Raw genomic sequence first — 2421 nt, forward strand, 5'->3', positions numbered from 1 at the left:
CCAGCAGGTAATTGTTGGCGCGGCCGCGGTTGCCGTTGATGCTGAACTGCCCGAACGTGCCCGGCGAATCGGAGACGCCGCTGGCGTCCGCCGTGGCCCCGGGCACGAACACCATCAGCTTGATGAAGTCTCGCCCGCTGATGGGCAGATCGGAGGCCATCTTGCCGCTGATCGTCCCGCCCATCACGTTGCTGGTGGTGTCCACCAGCGGGACCTGGGCCGTGACTTCCACGGTCTCCTTGATCTCGCCCGGCGTGAGCTTGACGTCCACGTGCTGGCTGGCGCTCACCTCCACGCTCACCCCTTTCACCGCCTGCGTCTTGAAGCCGCTCTTGCTGGCAGTGACCGTGTAGTCGCCCAGGGGCAGCTCGTTGAAGAAGTAATCGCCCTGGTCGTTGCTGGTGGAGGTGCGGCTGAGGGTTGTGCCGGTGTTGGTGGCCGTCACCTCCGCGCCCGCTACCGCGGCTCCGGTCGAGTCGGTGACCGTTCCCTGGATCCCTCCGCGGAAGGTCTGCGCTGCCAGAGTTCCCAGGCTGAGCACCACTACGGCAATCGCCACTCGCAATTTCATGTGCATTCCTCCCCGATGAAATGGCACAACCCGACGGGCCGCCAAAAAGTCGCGGCGATTATATCCCCGGCGCTTGCCACCGGCCACCCGTAAGTGGGAAAATCTTTGTGTCGCTCCTTGGGCCGCAAGGCATCTAAAGGAGTGACGACGAACCACGGCTTCAACAACCCCGTAGGCTGGGCCCCGAGCGGGGCCAGCGAGCCCACTGGAGCCGGTGGATGCTTTCAACATCTCCGTCCCGCTTAGCGGGACTGAAGGCGGAACCAGAAGTGACGACGACCATCGCCAGCGCCTGTTCGCTGGAAAACTATCTCGCTCTTCCCGACCACTCCATGGACGGGCGCATCGCCGCTGCCCGCGCCACTCTGGGCCGCCAGGCGACCATCCTCGGCCATCACTACCAGCGCGATGAGATCATCCGCTTCGCCGACTTCCGCGGCGACTCCTACAAGCTGGCCCAGGAGGGCGCCCGCACCGAGAGCAAATACATCCTCTTCTGCGGCGTGCACTTCATGGCCGAGAGCGCGGACATCCTCGGCCGCCCCGGCCAGCAGGTGATCCTGCCCGACCTGAACGCCGGCTGCTCCATGGCCGACATGGCCGAGATCGGCCAGGTCGAGGACGCCTGGGAGCAACTGGTGAAGGTCGGCCTCACCGCCGACTCGGGCGACCAGATGACGCCCATCACCTACATGAACTCGACCGCCGCCATCAAAGCCTTCTGCGGAGAGCGCGGCGGCGCGGTCTGCACCTCCTCGAGCGCGGCCGGCGCCTTCCGCTGGGCCTTCGCCAAGACGCCCAAAGTCTTCTTCCTACCCGACCAGCACCTGGGACGCAACACCGCCTACGCCATGGGATTCCCGCTCGCCGACATGGCGGTGTGGGACCCGTTCCAGCCGCTGGGCGGCAACACGCCGGAGCGCCTGCGCGCGGCCCGCATCCTGCTGTGGAAGGGACACTGCTCCGTCCACCAGCGCTTCCTGCCCGAGCACGTGGACAAAGTCCGCGCCAAATATCCCGGCATCCAGGTGATCGTCCATCCCGAGTGCCGCTGGGAGGTCTGCCAGAAAGCCGACGCGCTGGGCTCGACCGAGCGCCTGAAGAAGCTGGTGGAGCAGGCTCCCGCGGGCTCGAAGTTCGCCATCGGCACCGAGATCCACCTGGTGAACCGCGTCGCCAAGGAGAACCCGGACAAGCTGGTCCTCACGCTCGACGACTCCGGCTGCCTGTGCACCACCATGTTCCGCATCTCGCCGCAGCACCTGTGCTGGGCGCTGGAGAACCTGGTGGAAGGCAACGTGGTGAACCGCATCACCGTCAAACCAGAGGTGAAGCGCTGGGCCAAAGTCGCGCTCGACCGCATGCTGGAGATCCCGGCATGAGCGAGCGCACCTTCACCCTCGACGAAGCCCAGGTGCTGCTGCCGGTACTGGAGTCGCTCTTGCGGCGCTCCATCGCGGGCAAGCAGCTCATCGGGAAGATCGAGGGCGAGTTCCAGGAAGTCAGCCAGCGCATCTTCCTCGCCGGCGGCACGCGCGTGGACATCGCCCACCTGGCGGTGCGCAAAGCCGAAAAAGAAAAAGCCTTGCAGCGGGTGAAGGACGCGCTGGCCGAGATCGATTCCACCGGCGTCTATGTGAAGGACCTCGACGTCGGCTTGCTCGACTTCCCATGCCGGGTCAGCGACCAGGTCATCCTGCTCTGCTGGAAGCTGGGCGAGAAGCAGATCACCCACTGGCACGGCCAGGAAGAGGGCTTCCAGAACCGCAAGCCCATCGATGAGACCATCACCCGCGCCGGCAAGAGCAAGAAGCAGTAGTCAGTAGCCAGTCCCCAGTCCCCGGTAAGAC

The 2421-nt window shown here is 65.4% G+C and carries 3 protein-coding genes; 2 read left to right on the forward strand and 1 reads right to left on the reverse strand.

Annotated elements, in window-relative coordinates:
* The coding region (locus tag VGQ94_09270) for a carboxypeptidase-like regulatory domain-containing protein (GenBank protein HEV2022708.1) at positions 1 to 571 on the reverse strand (571 nt) is incomplete at its 3' end.
* Between the two features lie 269 nt (positions 572 to 840).
* Between VGQ94_09270 and nadA the strand changes: the two genes are divergently transcribed.
* The gene (gene nadA, locus VGQ94_09275) at positions 841 to 1953 is read left to right on the forward strand and encodes a quinolinate synthase NadA (protein ID HEV2022709.1); all 1113 of its coding nucleotides are present in this window, start codon (positions 841 to 843) and stop codon (positions 1951 to 1953) included.
* On the forward strand, positions 1950 to 2390 hold the full coding sequence (locus tag VGQ94_09280) for a DUF2203 domain-containing protein (GenBank protein HEV2022710.1): 441 nt from the start codon (positions 1950 to 1952) through the stop codon (positions 2388 to 2390). Before nadA ends, VGQ94_09280 begins: the two co-directional genes overlap by 4 nt.
* Positions 2391 to 2421 lie beyond the last annotated feature (31 nt).

It is taken from the genome of Terriglobales bacterium, from assembly GCA_035937135.1.
Taxonomy (GTDB): Bacteria; Acidobacteriota; Terriglobia; order Terriglobales; family Acidobacteriaceae; genus DASYVL01.

What these genes read in the sequence shown, in the direction of transcription:
- VGQ94_09280 (HEV2022710.1), top strand. Translation starts at nt 1,950, where the DNA reads ATGAGCGAGCGCACCTTCACCCTCGACGAAGCCCAGGTGCTGCTGCCG.